11 protein-coding genes are annotated in these 13,217 nt (G+C 68.3%); 8 read left to right on the top strand and 3 right to left on the bottom strand.

What is annotated here, in order from left to right:
- Positions 1-473: 473 nt before the first annotated feature.
- The 3 genes from IPK71_04730 to IPK71_04720 all read left to right on the top strand — a co-directional run bounded on the left by IPK71_04730 (position 474) and on the right by IPK71_04720 (position 1,980).
- Positions 474-641: a hypothetical protein gene (locus IPK71_04730; GenBank protein MBK8213035.1), complete on the top strand. Its 168-nt coding sequence runs from the start codon at positions 474-476 to the stop codon at positions 639-641.
- A 169-nt stretch (positions 642-810) separates the two neighbouring features.
- Positions 811-1,311, top strand: coding sequence for an SMI1/KNR4 family protein (locus IPK71_04725; GenBank protein ID MBK8213034.1), 501 nt, complete (start codon positions 811-813; stop codon positions 1,309-1,311).
- A gap of 330 nt (positions 1,312-1,641) precedes the next feature.
- Positions 1,642-1,980 carry a hypothetical protein gene (locus IPK71_04720; GenBank protein MBK8213033.1) on the top strand — a complete coding sequence of 113 codons (339 nt, stop codon included), beginning with the start codon at positions 1,642-1,644 and terminating at the stop codon, positions 1,978-1,980.
- Positions 1,981-2,351: 371 nt separating this feature from the next.
- On the opposite strand, the gene IPK71_04715 is transcribed toward IPK71_04720, so the two are convergent.
- Positions 2,352-3,269: a transposase gene (locus tag IPK71_04715; GenBank protein MBK8213032.1), complete on the bottom strand. Its 918-nt coding sequence runs from the start codon at positions 3,267-3,269 to the stop codon at positions 2,352-2,354.
- A gap of 358 nt (positions 3,270-3,627) precedes the next feature.
- Between IPK71_04715 and IPK71_04710 the strand changes: the two genes are divergently transcribed.
- The 4 genes from IPK71_04710 (at position 3,628) to IPK71_04695 (ending at position 7,323) form a co-directional block, all read left to right on the top strand.
- Positions 3,628-5,022 (top strand): RHS repeat-associated core domain-containing protein, encoded by a 1,395-nt coding sequence (locus IPK71_04710; GenBank protein ID MBK8213031.1) that lies wholly within the window; start codon positions 3,628-3,630, stop codon positions 5,020-5,022.
- Positions 5,022-5,285 carry a hypothetical protein gene (locus tag IPK71_04705; GenBank protein ID MBK8213030.1) on the top strand — a complete coding sequence of 88 codons (264 nt, stop codon included), beginning with the start codon at positions 5,022-5,024 and terminating at the stop codon, positions 5,283-5,285. Before IPK71_04710 ends, IPK71_04705 begins: the two co-directional genes overlap by 1 nt.
- A 696-nt stretch (positions 5,286-5,981) precedes the next feature.
- Positions 5,982-6,731 carry a hypothetical protein gene (locus IPK71_04700; protein ID MBK8213029.1) on the top strand — a complete coding sequence of 250 codons (750 nt, stop codon included), beginning with the start codon at positions 5,982-5,984 and terminating at the stop codon, positions 6,729-6,731.
- A 16-nt stretch (positions 6,732-6,747) separates the two neighbouring features.
- Positions 6,748-7,323 carry a hypothetical protein gene (locus IPK71_04695; protein ID MBK8213028.1) on the top strand — a complete coding sequence of 192 codons (576 nt, stop codon included), beginning with the start codon at positions 6,748-6,750 and terminating at the stop codon, positions 7,321-7,323.
- 70 nt (positions 7,324-7,393) lie between these two features.
- Here the strand turns inward: IPK71_04695 and IPK71_04690 are convergent, their stop codons facing one another.
- Both IPK71_04690 and IPK71_04685 read right to left on the bottom strand, forming a co-directional pair.
- Entirely contained in the window at positions 7,394-9,232 is a 1,839-nt protein-coding gene (locus IPK71_04690) for a hypothetical protein (GenBank protein MBK8213027.1), read from the bottom strand.
- Position 9,233: 1 nt separating this feature from the next.
- The gene (locus IPK71_04685; GenBank protein ID MBK8213026.1) at positions 9,234-10,373 is read right to left on the bottom strand and encodes a hypothetical protein; all 1,140 of its coding nucleotides are present in this window, start codon (positions 10,371-10,373) and stop codon (positions 9,234-9,236) included.
- Positions 10,374-10,608: 235 nt separating this feature from the next.
- Between IPK71_04685 and IPK71_04680 the strand changes: the two genes are divergently transcribed.
- On the top strand, positions 10,609-13,170 hold the full coding sequence (locus tag IPK71_04680; GenBank protein MBK8213025.1) for an AAA family ATPase: 2,562 nt from the start codon (positions 10,609-10,611) through the stop codon (positions 13,168-13,170).
- Positions 13,171-13,217: the final 47 nt, after the last annotated feature.

The following is a 13,217-nucleotide window of genomic DNA, read 5'->3' as shown; positions in this document are numbered from 1 at the left end:
CTGGGTCTTGCCGGAGAGTCCTGGCATGAGCGTCATGAGGACGTGGTTGATGCTCTTGTGAAGTTGAAGTCGGCGAGAAGCGTAGAAAGCCTCTTACGCACTGCGAAGACAAGGTTTCCCTATCGCGACTATGACGAGTCCAATTCGCTCGGTGTAAAATGCATTCGGGCGCTCGGGGCGTTGTATACGAGGGATGCGGTCTCGGGGCTTGGGGATCTCGTAGTTAGCGGTGACCCGAATTTGGAGCGAGAGGCAGAGGCGGAATTGCAGCGCATCGCTAACCAATCGCCGTCAGGAGCCATTCGGGTGGCGGCGCGGGAAGCGCTTACAGCCCGGAGACCCGGAGCGAGACAGTGAGCACAGGATGCGACGAGACTTTTTGGGGCCCGGTTCGAAGGATTCGCGGGGCGTCGATGCTTTCTGAAAAGGGGGTCTCATGGAAGTGACCGATGCCATCGACGCAGTCTGGGAGTATGGTGTGCTGCAGGGGCCCGCAGGTGGTCACGGCCCTCATCGACACGGGCGTGCTGCTCGTGCCCGCGCCGTGCAAAAACGGCATCTGCGGGAGCTCGAAGGACGTGTGCGTGAGCGCCTGCGAGGACAAGGGCGGGTGGTCGGGCCGCGCCGACGAGAACTGGTGAACGGCGTGTGCGGGGGCTTGTGCCCTGAAGGCGAGCGGATGTTGCTACCTGTGCCGAGCGATGGGTGGCACAGTTGCGGGTCGGATATTCAGAGGAGAGGGTGATGGTCGTTCACGAGCTCATGGCTGGCCTCCGCGAGCGGATCGCAGATCCAGGTCGACGAAGAGACGTGGCCACGGTTGAGTCGCCACCGCTCTACGCCACGGCATCCCATGAGGCCGTCGATGCCACCGAGAAGGAGCTCGGGTTCCCGATCGACGGGCTACTTCGCCGTCTCTACACGGAGGTCGCCAACGGTGGATTCGGTCCTGGGGAAGGCATCCTCGGGGTTGCCGAGGGCCACGCCGACGCGGACGGGAGGCCGGTCAGCGCACTCTACGCCGAGCTGCGCGCGCAGGGGTGGCCAGAGCGGCTCGTGCCCTTGTGCGACTGGGGCTGCGGCGCGTGGGCGTGCGTGGACGAACACGGTCGCGTCGTGACGATGGACGAGCACGGGCCGACGAAGACGTCCTACACGCTGCACTCGTGGCTGGAGGCGTGGCTCTCGGGCGTCGATCTTCAGGCGGGAGCCTTCGAGCTCGTCGACGATGTCATGGTCAACCCGTTCACCAAGGAGCCCATGGTGGTGAAGCGACGTGGTCGAGCCAGGGGCGAGGGCTCGTCGCCATGATCCGTCGGCTCGGATCCGACTCAGGATCGTTCGAGCGTTCGCGCGGGTCCCAAGGGAGGAAGTGACCACCATGCGGATCGACGACTTCATTCGCGCCGTGGAAGGTGAGCCAGAACGGGCCGTGACTCGGGCCGTACGAGCCCCTTCGGCGCAGACGCTCGAAGTGGCTTCGAGGCCCGGCGGGATGAGCCTGGCGGACTTCTTGTCGGAGCCGATGAAGATCGAGTCGAGGCGTGTTCGATTTGGCCATGTTCTCGGTCCCCGGCGTCGCGCGAAGCGGTGGAGGGATGGCATGGGCGGCGAGCCTCGCGCCAGTTGCCCGTGGACCTCTTGGCCCTCGTCGAGCGCGTCAATGGAATTCACCTTTGGGCAAACCTGGAGACGGGGCGTTCGTACGCGGGCATGGCTCCTGTCGAAGAGTGGGACCTGGCGAGGGTCAAGATGTACGGAGCGCGGGTGGCCGAGGCGCTGCTCGACGACCGGTACGTGGCGCTGACGTACCATCGAGACGGGGCGTCGTTCGTCGTGCTCGATGTGGCCTCTGGGGGCTACTTCCTCATGGATGTGGCGGGTCCCGACGAGTCGACTCCGATCGGCAAAAACGCGGACGATCTGCTCGATTGGCTGTGGCGGTCCCGGATCCCACCAAGGGACGAAGGAGCGCTTTGACGGTCGACGAGTCCTGCATCGAGACAGACCGTGGTGTCCCCCCCCTGAGCGAGCGGAGCTCGCGATTTGGGGGGGACCGCAGGCGCGCAGGCCGAAGGCCGAGCACCTGCGCGGGGGGGCACCTTTTTCCCTCCTCGCACTCCACGCCCTTGCCGAGCCTCGTGCCTATTCGGCTTTGAGAGACTCCAAAAAAGGCACGAGGGCCCATTGGGCGGCTTCGTCGAAGTGGGGGAGCCAGGGCTCGAAGGTGCCCGTCGTGCGCGGGTCGCCCTCCGGGAGGCCGCGGCGACCGTAGTGCTCGGTGACCTCGATGAGAGAGGGTATGGCGCCACCGTGGCCGACGGCGGCAGCAGATCCGACCGACGTTGGCGCTAAGTGGCTGAAATCACATTGACGCCCAGCTCGCGAAAGAGGCGCCACGTCCCCTCCGGAAAGAACACGTCGCGCACGGCGCTCCTCATCTTCGCAAACGCCTCCCGGTACGCTGCCAAGAACGCGGCCCGCTCCTTCAAGGCCCGCACGGCCATCTCGACGTTGCCGCCCGCAGCAAAGCTCGGATTCCTCGCCCCCACCTTCTCGAACGACGACGCGCGAGTCGTGTGAGGCACCGCGAAGATCCACTCGAGCGAGCGCACGAACTTCCCCGCCTTGCGGGCCACGATGCGCGCCTTCTCCACCGCCGCGTTCACTGCGGACACGATGCGCTCCCGCGCCCCCTCGTGCCCCGAGCTCGCCTCGAGCGCACGAGGCACCGTGATCGAAATCTCCGCAGCCGCGGGCCATCGTGTGTTTTCCCGGTCGAAGTACACCTCGGGACGCGCGACACGAATCGTACGAGTGCCAATGTCCGTCGCCGCGAGCGTGACACCCGGCCAATCCTCGGGGCACGCCACGAGCCCGGCCTCGACCGCGTTCGCGAGCGTGTACCCGATCTTCTGCAGCACTGCGTCCTCACCATAGAGCGCAACGACGCTCGCGCCCTCCCGCGAAAAGACCTCTTCGGGCCACCCACGCAGCACCTTGATGGCGTTCGCGAGCAGGCGATTTCGCTGCGAAAGGAAGCGTGGGAGCTCTCCCCGTGTGTCGGTGAGCACCTCGTGGAGGTGGTTCGAGAGCATCTGCACCGCGTGAATCTCTATGCCAAATTCCGCCGCGAGCACGGCCGTGGTGTACCAATAGAACGCAAGCAGGATCCGCCGCTTGTCCGGGTTCAGGAGAAAGTAACGGCGCGTGGTCCTGCGCGTGATGAGGTAGGTAGTGCCCGGGACGATGCGGCGAGGGTTGGACATTCCCTCGCCTAATTCACGATCTGGGCCAACACGAAGTGGCTGAATTTGCAGGGAATGGTGTGCCGCCAAAGTGGCCCGGCCAGGCCCAAGCGGTGGCCCGGCCAGGCCGTCGCCTGCTCGGACTCGGGGCAAACGTCGGTCGGGCTTGGGTCGGTCGGACCTGCTGGACCGGCTTGTCCGCCACGTATTTTCGCGTACTTGGCGCCAACGTCGGTCGGATCTGCTTGAGGTAGGACAGCTCCGCCGGGCGAGGCGGTGGGACTACGCGAGCGTCACGGCGTCCACGCCGCTTCCCCCTTCGCCGCCGACGGGCACCCCGGCGTTCGAGCTCACGTACGCCTACGCGCGCGCCGCGCGTGTGCTGAAGACATCGCAAGCGGGGGGAAACGCACCGTTCCACACGCTGGAGGTGTTCCCGTCGCTCCGCGTCGAGCGCACGACCTACGACGAGCCCGGTGGCGACTACGTGCGCACCGCCGCGGTCGAAACGGGGTATCTGGCGGGCGCCGGAAAGGTCTATTACGGAGGTGCCAACCTGCCTGGAGCCGTACAAGGGCGAGCACGAGTCGCCCTGTTCGTCGGCGATCGCCTCGGGTCCACGAGCGTGCTGCTCGACAAGCGCACGAGCGAGGTGATGGAGAAGATCGTCGTCGACGCGAACGGCAACACCGAGAGCGACTACCGCCCCGCGAGGTGGAACGGCACGCGCGAGCCGTACCGGTTCACGGGCAAAGAGGAGGATGTCGAGGTCGGGCTCACGTACTTCGGAGCACGCTACCTGAGCTCGAACCTTCGCCGCTGGCTGAGCCCCGACCCGCTCACGATCCACGGCGCCGCCGCCGACACGAACCCCTACGCGTACGTGGGCGGAAGGACCCTCGCCGCGGTGGACCCGTGGGGACTGGACGACTGCGTACCTACCTCGGGAGGGTCGTGCCAGCTCCCTAGCGGTGGGACGATGGTCGCGACGGGCGAGAACTCGTACGAGATCCACGATCCCCAGCAGAAGCAACAGACGCCACCGCCGCCGCCGCCGCCACCGCCGCCGCCACCAACGTATGACGTCGTTGGTGCCGTGGTCGAGTACGCCCAGCACGGCATAGCCCACCTTCCGGGCGGATTCACGTACACCGCCGGCGACGCCCCGCGGCACCTGGTGAACATCGTGCCGACGATGGGGGCGCACATGGCGTTCGAAGTAGGGCATGTGATGGGAGCCGCTGGACCGCTCGGGGCCGCCCCGGGGTTGAACCCGCTCGCCCAATTCGAAGCCGGCTTCATCAGGCGCCTCGCAGCCGCCACCCATGTCGACGTTCCGGACCGAGGAGGCAAGGACATCACAAAGGGTGTCGTCACCGTGCAGGCTGTGCTAGGAACCGTGGCGGTAACACCTGCCGCTGGAGGAGAGGCTGCTGTTGTTGAGGGCGTTGAGCTTGCTGCAGGGGAAGCGAGGTCCGTAGGTGCGGCGGAATCGGCCTACTCAGTTGCGGCGAACGGCGGGCGTAACGTTGGCTTCTTGAGAAAGGCGCAGTGGTGGACGCGCGGACAGCTTCAGCGTGCCGAGCGCAGCTTCCAGGAGATGATCGAGTTGCACGAAGCGAAGATCGACGATCCTGCGGCGTATGCCGAAGACTGGGGAAGCAGGTTGCCGGAGGCGCAGGAGGGGCTGCTCCGGTATTGGCGCAAGGAAATCCAAAACTTCTCAGAGCAGCAGTCGATCGTGCAAGAGATCCTATCCCGTCGAGGACACTGATGATGAATTCCGACTACGCAGACTATATCCGTGACCTCTTCTACATGTTTCGCGAGGCCGCGGCGGAAGCGCAGCGAGACAAGAAGACCCGGCCTGAAGAGGCCGCGTATCACGAGGGTAGGGAGATGGCATACGTCGAGGTGCTGTTGCGGATGCAGAGCCAAGCAGACGCCTTCATGATCCCTCGGGAAGACGTCGGGCTCTCGGGCTTTGATCCGTTGAAGGACCCTCTTGAACCTCCGAAGCCTGGGCGAAGTCATTGAGCGCACCATGACCATACGCCACGTGCACCTACCCTGCAGCGGCGATCGTTAAGGTGAAATCTATCGTTCAATCCGTTGCGGTAGCGTGTCCCCCAATGTGGGCCTCGCAATGGTCGCGAGACTCATCGCGACCGCCGTGCGGAACGAAGTCGTCAAGCTCTCGATGTTCGATGACCAGTTCCAGGTGATTGCGGAAAGCGAGCGATGGACGCTGATTGTCAACGAGGTTTACGGACTCCGCGGCCGCCGAGGAACTCGAGACCAACGGCGACCTGGACGAGTGATTTCGCCGAGCAGTGGGATAGGTTGCTCTTCTACAGGGTCACCTTCAACAACGTCGATGTGGCCCGGCGAAGCGTCCGGGAGATCGCCCAGTCGGCCGTCAGTAACGGCGAGACGGTCTGGATCGACACGGACCACGGCTGGGTGTTCCACGCACGGGACTTCCTTAGGAGAACGGACGAAAATCCGGGTTGGGATTGGACGCGTGCGTCAGACAACAGGTAGCGTCGTTCGGCCCTCCGTCGTCCCTCCTTCGCAGAGGTGCGGATGCGAAAAGGACCCCCAAAAAAAACCACGCAACAACCTCGCCCGACCCGCCGACACATGGGGCACGGAGGTTCCCATGGCACGAAGAGGCGCTCGGTCCGAGGCGGGGGCGAGCGGAAAGGTACGAAAATACGAAGGAAAACGGGGGTGCCGGTGCCGGTCTTGTTGGCCGAGGTCAAGGAGGTGGCGGCCTTGGTCGAGGCCCACGCGGCGCCGTGCGAGGCCCACGCGGGGCTCGCTTCGGTCGATGAGGCCCTGGGGCCAGCGTTCGCGGCTCGTATGCGAGAGCTCGCGGCGACCGTGGAGGAGACGCCGCCGCGCCGGGCCCCATGTTTTCCGGCGGGGGTGCTGCGCGAGGGCCCGCAGGTGGTCACGGCCCTCATCGAAAACCTACGGCACCTCGTGGCGCGGACGGGTACGAAGCGGCTCGTTCGTGTGCTCGAGGCCCGAATTCGGGCCGTAGGGCGGCCGCGCAACGGGGAGGCGCTCGCCCCGGCGTTGCGCACCTTGGTGGCGCTTCGAGGGCGATGTGCCGCGCCGAGCGCCGCGACGGGGGTGCTCGACAGGCTGGTCTCACGGGGGAAGGAGCTCATCGTCATGTTGGAAGAGGCGCTCAGGGCGCGCCGGCAGTACGCACGCGAGGTGAAGGGAGCCCCCGGGGCGCGGGCCCTCGCGATCGAGGAGCTCGAACGCATGATGTTTGCGGCCCGCGCGGCGGCGAGGCTCGCCTTTTTGCCGCACTGCCGAGACCTTTATCGGCAAATGACGAGTGGCCATCAGCGTGAGCGGCAGCGCGTGTTCCGAGAACGAAAGATCGCGAGGGCCGCGGCGAGGCCCAAAGCTCTCGCGGCCCTCGTGGGGGCGAGAGTGCCCACGATGCAACAAAGGACGGGATAATACGATGGAGAAGCGAATGACGAGTCGAGGTGCGAAGCTCGGTGTCGTGGCTTTTGGGGCGGTGGTGGTGGGAGGGCTCTTCGTCGCGTGCAGCGGCGCAGACACCCCCGATCCGGCGAACGACGCGTCGAGCGCCGAGGCCGGTGCGGCCGACGCCCGGAGAGACACCGCAGTCCCGTACGATCCGATCTGCGAGCAGTCGGGAGATGGGTGCCTCATCTACGAGTGCGAGTGCGCGAACGGGAAGAAGGAGCCCGCACCGGGAGGTGACGTGCGCGGGAATTGTTACTCCGCCGAAGTGGCGTGCAAACCGGTCTGCGAGTTCTTCAACTCGACCGTAGCGAGCGGGACGACGTGCCGAAAACGCGACGCGGGTGGGCCGAAGGCGCCCCCTCCTCCCGGGCAGCCGGGGAGCGCGTGCACACCCACCACGGCGTGCATCGTGGGGCGATGCATCTGCAACGACGGGTCGGGCGTGCTGCTCGTGCCCGCGCCGTGCAAAAATGGCATCTGCGGGAGCTCGAAGGACGTGTGCGCGAGCGCCTGCGAGGACAAGGGCGGGTGGTCGGGCCGCGCCGACGAGAATTGGTGAACCCGCGGGTGCGGCGCGGGTGGGCACCTTCTCTTGCTCTCGTGCTCCACGCCCTCGCCGAGCCTCGTGCCTATTCGGCTTTGAGAGACTCCAAAAAAGGCACGAGGGCCCATTGGGCGGCTTCGTCGAAGTGGGGGAGCCAAGGCTCGAAGGTGCCCGTCGTGCGGGGGTCGCCCTCCGGGAGGCCGCGGCGACCGTAGTGCTCGGTGACCTCGATGAGAGAGGGTATGGCGCCACCGTGGCCGAAGGGGCCTCCACCGGCGACGCCGCGGAGGGATGGGGTCTTGAACGCGCCAAGTGTCGTGTCGTCGGCGTCCCGTGCGGGGGAGACGGGCGAAGGCGCGTCGGAGTAGCGTGAGCTTCGGAGAAATTCGCTCTTCGCGAGGAGCGCGAGGCCGTCACGGCGGCCACGGTCCGCGAGGCCATCGGCTCTTCCCGTGGGCATACGGACGGCGTGAAACGCGTCGTTCGTGAGGCGCGGGCCAAAGTGGCATTGCGCGCACCCCGTCTGCATGAACACCGAGAGGCTTGATTTTTCGGCCTCGGAGAGGGCTTGGGTGTCGCCTCGCGCGTACGCGTCGAAGCGCATCTTCGGGTAGGGGAGGGTGCGCTCGAAGGCCGCGATGGCCTTTCCGGCGTCGACGAAGGCGCGTGTCACGGCCTCTCGTGTCGGGGCGGGGAGCGAGTCGTACGAGGGGTCGCCGGGCTTGCCTCCCATAGGGAGGGTCGTGGGGTCGGGCAGGGGATCGGCCGGGAACGCCGCTTCGAACGCGGCCTTGTGGGTGGTCGCGAGGCGGCGCACGACGGCCACGCGGGACGAGGCGATCTCGTCGGGGTTCTCGAAGGGGCCGAGCGCCTGCGCCCACAGCGAGTCGGCGCGGCCGTCCCAGAACTGCCAACGTGAGTACGCGGCGAGGGCGATACGTGGGGTTCGGCGGGAGCCGCGGACGTTCGGGCCGGAGGGGCGCGGGAGGCCGTCGGAGAAGCTCTTTTTGGCGTCGTGGCAGGTCGCGCACGAGACGTCGTTCGCGGGAGAAAACCCGGTGTCCGCGAAGAGAGCCGCGCCGAGCGTGCGTGCGTTCGGATCGTCTTCTTTGGCATTCGACGGATCACGCGGGAGCGCCTCGGTCGCGCCCATGCCGCGCACCATGTCCCACTCGTCGCGCGTGAAATGACCGTCGACGAGGGGCTCTTGGCTCGCGGCCTTCGCGGGGGCTCCGTCGAGCTTGGCGAGAGCCGCCTCGAGCTGGTGCGCGAGCGCGTCGGGCGAGGGGTTCGAGGCCGTGCCGACGACCTTCATGGTGCGCACGTCGACGAGCACCATGAGCGGCATGGGAGCGCCCGAGGCCGGCGCGAGGGCGGAGAGCGAGAAGCCCGGATCGGCGAGCGTCGGGATGCGCTCGGGGCGATCGACCTTGCGACGAAACCCAGGGAGATCTTCGGGCCGAACGCGATCGGCGTCGGGGCCGCGCACCACGAGATCCACGAGCGAGAGCCGCCCGCCGAGCGGCCCCTCCAAGAGCTCGTGCCCGTGCGCGGCGTGCCAGAGGCAGGTGCCGCACCACTCCCCAGCGTGCACGCGGAGCACGGCGAGCTTGGCGCTCGTCACGCACGGCTCGTAGAGCTCCCGCAGCGCGAAGGGGCCCTTCGTACCGTCGCCGCGGACCCCGTCGAAGGTGAGGTCGGGGAGCGTCTCGCCTTGGGCGATGCGGTGCGGCCCGTCGGGGTACGGGCGCGTGGGCTTCCCGTCGACGCAGGCCGCGGTGGGCGCAGCGGGCGCGCCGGCGTCTCCCGTGGGGTCGGGCTCCTGAGACAGGGAATCCGTGCACCCCGCGCCAAAGGCAAACGCCGCGAGGGCCGCGAGGACGGGCCCCACCACGAACGCCTTCGGTGCAGCGGGCGCGCTCATGTCACTTGGCCGGGATCTCGAGCTTCCACACGGTGCTTCCGCTCGCGAACACCGTGTTTTTGTCCACGAAACGAATGCGGTTGATGGGCCCCGCGAGGTTCGGCTCCTCCTCCCAGGTGAGGCCGCCGTCGAACGTGCGGTACGCGGGTTTCTTGGAGTCGCTCCCGACGACCCAGCCGATCTCGTCGGTCAAGAAGCCGATTCCGATAGCCGAGTATCCGGCCTTGGGGTTGCCGCCGTCGGGCAAGGGGAGCTCGGTCCACGTCTTCCCCCCGTCGGTGGTCTTGCCGAACGTGGGAGGGCCGGCGGAGGTGTCCTGCACGGCGACGTAACCGACCTCGGGCGAAGGGAAATGGAGCTTCCAGCAGAGGCTATTTCGCGTCTTCGAGGAGAACACGGGGGTGAGCGTCTTGCCGCCGTCGGTCGTGCGCATGATGGTGCACACGCCGGTGCCGCCCGCGTTTTGGCCGGCGAGCAGGCCCTCGTTCGCCGAGGTGAAGTGCGCGTCGATGAGCATCGAGAAGCTCTGCGAGAGATCCTGCGTGGCCCAGGTGGCGCCGTCGTCGCGCGATTGCGCCATGAACGCGGGCCCGTTCGTGCGGCCCACGGCGACGAGGGTCTTGTCGCCCGCGGCGGTGAGGTTGCACACGCCGGGCATGGCGGGGCCGGTCATGCTGGCCACGGGCGCCCAGGTGTCGCCGCCGTCCTTCGTCTCGTAGATGGGGTTTTTGTCGTCAATTGAGGGAGTGAGGCCTGCCCCGAGGTTGCCGGCGAAGCCGTGGGTGTCGCTCGTGAAGAGCACCGAGCGAAAGAAGGTGCCGGGTTTGTCGGCGACCTTCTTCCAGGTGCCGCCGCCGTCGTCGGTGCGAAAGATGGCCGACTCGGGCCCGCTCGCCACGAAGCCGCGGGTCTTCGACGCAAAGAAGACGTCGTCTTGTTTGCCGCTCGACTTGGGCGCGCCGGCGACGCGTGTCCACGTGGCCGCGCGCACGGCCTCGGCGAGGGCGGCTTTGGGATCGACCGGGGCGGCGTCGGCCGTGCCCCCGTCGGGGGTGGCGGCGGGCGCGGGCGTCGAGGGCGCTTCGCTGCTGCACGCGGCGGCGAGGACGAGGGCGAAGGGGAGTGCGGCGACGAGCTTCATGGCGCACACTGGTGTCACGGTCGCGCCCGGCACGCACGTTAAAGAAGGTGAAATGGGCGCGGTCAACATGTGCACACCCATCGTGTAACCTATTGAAACTGCAGAAAATTCGCTTGGATCGGCGCTTGCTCTCGGCTCACGCATGGCGATGGACGAGGTCGGGGCTCCCCGGTGGGACGGGGGGCGCACGTTGAGGTCGCGTGCGGCTCAAAGCGAAGGGCCCGCGCTTCGCCTCGTGCCACGGGCGAAGGCCCGCACCAACGTGGTCGCCGGGGGGAGCCCGCTCGTGGGCCGCGCCGACGTGCTCGCGCGCATCGACGACGAGCTCGCGCGTGGCTACCGGCTCGTCACGGTGGTCGGGCCACCCGGCATGGGGAAGACGCGCGTCGCCAAGGCGGCGATCGAGCAGCTCGGCGCCGAGCGTTACCTCGAGCGAGGTGGGGCGTGGTTCTGCGATCTGTCGCACGCGCGGGACGAGGCCGATCTCGTGCATGCGATCCTCGTGACGCTCACGGGGCGCGCGGCCGATACGGCGCCCCTCGAGGAGCTCTCGGCGCGTGTGGAGCACGAGCTCCTCGACGCGGGCGACGCGCTGCTCGTGCTCGACAATTTCGAGCAGATCACCTTCACGGCGCCCATCGTGGCGCGTCTGCTCGAGCGGGCCGTAGGGCTCGTCGTGCTGGTGACGTCGCGCGAGCGGCTCGGCGTGGCGGGTGAGGTGGTCGTGGAGCTCTCGCCCCTCGTGTGCCCCGCGCCGGGGTCCGATGCGCCGTCGGAGGCGACGACGCTTTTTCTCGAGCGGGCGCGCGTGGCGGGTGGCACCGTGCCGTCGGACCTCGCCGAGGTCGCCGCGATCGTGCGGAGGCTCGAGGGCATTCCGCTCGCGATCGAGCTCGCCGCGGCCCGCACGCGTGTGCTGTCTCCGCGCGAGCTGTTGGAGCGGCTCGGCCGAGGGCACGGTGTGCTCGGCGCGGCGAAGGGGAGCGAAGGGCGCCACGCCACGCTCGCCAACGCGATCGCGTGGTCGTGGGATCTGCTCTCGGAGGCCGAGCGCCGCGCCCTCGCGCGCCTCTCGGTCTTCGCGGGCGGCTTCACGGTGAGCTCGGCCGAGCCCGTGCTCGGAGACGATGCCGTCACCCTCGTGGCGAGCCTTCGCGACAAATCCCTCGTGTTTTCGAGCTCTTCTGGGCGGCTCGGGCTCTACGTGAGCGTGCGGGAGGTCGCGCGTGCGCGGCTCGCGGAGCTCGGTCGGGAGGCCGAGGTCGAGGCGCTCGTGGCCCACGCGCGTGCCTTCGCCCAGGAGGCCGAGCGCTTCGTCGAGGCGCGCACCCTCGTGAGGCCCGTACCTGGGACGTCCGCGTTCGCCGATCTCCGCGCCGAGAAGGACAACCTCGTCGCGGCGCTCGAAGTGATGAAGGGGCTCTCCGTCGCCCCCGGAGACGCTCACGCGCGAGGTGTGCTCGCCGCGGCGCTGGCGCTCCTCTCGGCCGTGCCCGCGGACGTCGCCCTCGCGGAGCTCGATGGCGCGCTCTCGGCGCTCTCGGGGGGCGCGCTCCCGATGACCGAGGCGCACGTCCGCCTCGCGAGGCAGAGCGTGCGCTGCTCGGTGGGGCTCTATGCGGAGTGCCTCGAGGACCTCGCGTGGGTGGCCGGGTGCGCCGATCTCCCTCGGGGGATCCGCACGCTCGCGTGCGTGTACCAAGGCATCCAGCTCCGCTACCAGGGGCACGCCGCGCGGGCGCTCTCGTTCCATGTGCAGGCCGACGCCGATCTTCGCGAGGAGGAGCATCCACGCCTACGTCGCATGAACGATGCCTGCATGGGCCGGCTCGCGGTCGACCTCCGAGACGAGGACGGGGCTCGGCGCTTCAACACACGCGCGCTCGCGGCGTGCGAGGCCGCGAACGACACGTGGCTCGGCGCGCTCGCGCTCGCGAACCTCGCCCAGCTCGAGCAAGACCTCGGGGCGCTCGACGAGGCGCAAGCGCTGCTCGAGCGGGCGGTCGCGAGGCTCGCCGAGGTGGGCGAGACCCAATACGAGTCGATCTATGCCGGGGTGCTCGGCGACCTGTTCTTCGAGCGCGGGAGCCCTGAAGAGGCGCGGGCCTGGTACGCGCGCGGCGCCGGGTTCTTGGGGCGTGTGCTCACCCAACGACAAACAGGTATTTTGCACGCATCGGCTGCCGCGCTCGAGGCCTCGTCGGGGGACGTCGGCGCCGCACGGGAGCACCTCCTCACGGCGCGAGCCTGCGCGGCCAGGATCGAGAACCCGGTGGTACGTGCCTCGGTCGATCTGCACGCAGCGGCGGTCGAGCTCGCGGCCGTCGGCACCCCCGAGGCGCATCGCCGCGCCTCGGACGTGGTGGCGTCGTTCGGGGCGTTCGGGCCTCGGAAGGACGAATTCGAGACGAGCCTCGACGTCCGATTCGCGGCTCGGATGCTGACTCGCGCCCTCGAAGGTGAAGTGGGCTCGGCGCGCACGCTGCGTGTGCTCGAGGCCGAGCGTGTGCTCGTCTCGCCCTCGGGAGAACGGCTCGTGCTCGGCCGTCGTGGGGCGCTCTGGCGCATCGCGCTCGCGCTCGTCACGCGGCACGAGCGAGGTGAGGCGGCCGGGCTCGACGTGCTCGGGGTGTTCGAGGTCGGCTGGCCGGGAGAGCGGGCGACGGTCGACGCGGCGCGCACGCGGGTGCGGGTGGCCGTGGCGACGCTGCGAAAGGCCGGCCTCCGCGACACGATCGTCACGCGCGACGACGGGTACCTCCTCGATCCCCAGGTCGTGATCACACGAGAAAACTAGGCCTTCGAGGCCTGCTCACGGGAAGCGTCACGCGCGCGTGGCGCGGG

This window comes from Myxococcales bacterium, assembly GCA_016712525.1.
Classification (GTDB): domain Bacteria; phylum Myxococcota_A; class Polyangia; order Polyangiales; family Polyangiaceae; genus JAAFHV01.
This window is presented reverse-complemented; position numbering and strand designations above follow the sequence as displayed.

Bases quoted from the DNA above. Each gene is read 5' to 3' on its own strand.
- IPK71_04730 (MBK8213035.1), top strand. From the start codon at position 474: ATGGTGTGCTGCAGGGGCCCGCAGGTGGTCACGGCCCTCATCGACACG.
- IPK71_04715 (MBK8213032.1), bottom strand. From the start codon at position 3,269: ATGTCCAACCCTCGCCGCATCGTCCCGGGCACTACCTACCTCATCACG.
- IPK71_04705 (MBK8213030.1), top strand. From the start codon at position 5,022: ATGATGAATTCCGACTACGCAGACTATATCCGTGACCTCTTCTACATG.
- IPK71_04695 (MBK8213028.1), top strand. From the start codon at position 6,748: ATGACGAGTCGAGGTGCGAAGCTCGGTGTCGTGGCTTTTGGGGCGGTG.
- IPK71_04690 (MBK8213027.1), bottom strand. From the start codon at position 9,232: ATGAGCGCGCCCGCTGCACCGAAGGCGTTCGTGGTGGGGCCCGTCCTC.
- IPK71_04685 (MBK8213026.1), bottom strand. From the start codon at position 10,373: ATGAAGCTCGTCGCCGCACTCCCCTTCGCCCTCGTCCTCGCCGCCGCG.